This window comes from Companilactobacillus halodurans (assembly GCF_009600985.1).
Lineage (GTDB): Bacteria > Bacillota > Bacilli > Lactobacillales > Lactobacillaceae > Companilactobacillus > Companilactobacillus halodurans.
This window is the reverse complement of sequence record NZ_VDFP01000273.1, coordinates 1-1,052: the sequence shown is the minus strand read 5'-3', so window position 1 is coordinate 1,052 and position 1,052 is coordinate 1. Positions and strand designations below refer to the sequence as shown.

Sequence of the window (1,052 nt, the reverse complement as noted above, 5' to 3'; positions counted from 1 at the left end):
AAATGAACCACGGTACTGTGTTCCGGCTTCCAATGAAGAAAGATCAATTGAAATAATCTGTTTATCCTTGATTGCTTCAGGCACGTTACCTTTTACAATAGCTTGTGCTAAACCTTCAACAACCGCAGTCTTACCAACACCAGCATCACCAACAAGAATTGGATTATTCTTGGTTCTACGACTTAATACTTCTGCTGTTTCTTGAATTTCTTTATCACGACCGATAACCGGATCAAGTAAGCCCTCTTTGGCTTCCTGAGTTAAATTACGTCCGAGTTTATTTAAAATTGTGCCATTTTTTTGTTTATTACTGTCACTAACTGGAATATTCTTACCAGCCGTTCTAGCTTCTTGATATTTTGCTAATTCTTCAGGAGTCAATTCTTGACCATTCACATAATACTTAGCCTGTGAATTGCCGTTTTGTTGACTCATTAATCTTTTAAAAATTTCGTCCATATTGTCGTTAAATGGATCTTCGTCCCAAAATGATCTTGCCATATAAATAAAAGCCTCCTCACTTTAGATAATGCAACTCCAATTCACGCAGAACTCTCCACATTTCAGTATCCTGCGCTTTAGCAATTGCCTCTATATCGCGCAAATTGATTGGTGTGGCGGAAGATTGTTTTTTATTGAAAGATTTGTGCAGAGTCGTATAACCATACCCGCTTTTCTTTGCTATTACATAAATCGTTAAATCGTTATCTTGTAAGTATGATTTGATATCTATTCTCATCTTTCTTCAACCTCCACACTTATAGTATAGCACAAAAGTAATATATTACAAGTGTGAAGTATCACTTCTGTGCTATATTTTTAAAATGGTTCTGAATTCCTTATATATCAACAATTTGGTAAAATAAAAGTAACTAAGAGGTGATTTAATGAAGGCATTATTGAGTACTTTAAACAGATTAAATCATGTTTATGATCGACTCGACTTGCTCAACTTCCGAGCTCACAAGAACTTACCTTTAACTTTTAATAAAGCCGATAGCAAAAAACTTTTGCCACAAAATAAAAGACTTTATTTTAGTTATTCTTATTTA

General features: G+C 34.1%; 1 protein-coding gene and 1 pseudogene. Both read right to left on the bottom strand.

Annotation, left to right across the window (positions count from 1 at the left end):
- A pseudogene (locus FHL06_RS14110) lies at positions 1-501 on the bottom strand (ATP-dependent Clp protease ATP-binding subunit); the annotation flags it as partial.
- 16 nt (positions 502-517) lie between these two features.
- Positions 518-739 (bottom strand): transcriptional regulator, encoded by a 222-nt coding sequence (locus FHL06_RS14105; protein WP_119326494.1) that lies wholly within the window; start codon positions 737-739, stop codon positions 518-520.
- Positions 740-1,052: the final 313 nt, after the last annotated feature.

What these genes read in the sequence shown, in the direction of transcription:
- FHL06_RS14105 (WP_119326494.1), bottom strand. Translation starts at nt 739, where the DNA reads ATGAGAATAGATATCAAATCATACTTACAAGATAACGATTTAACGATT.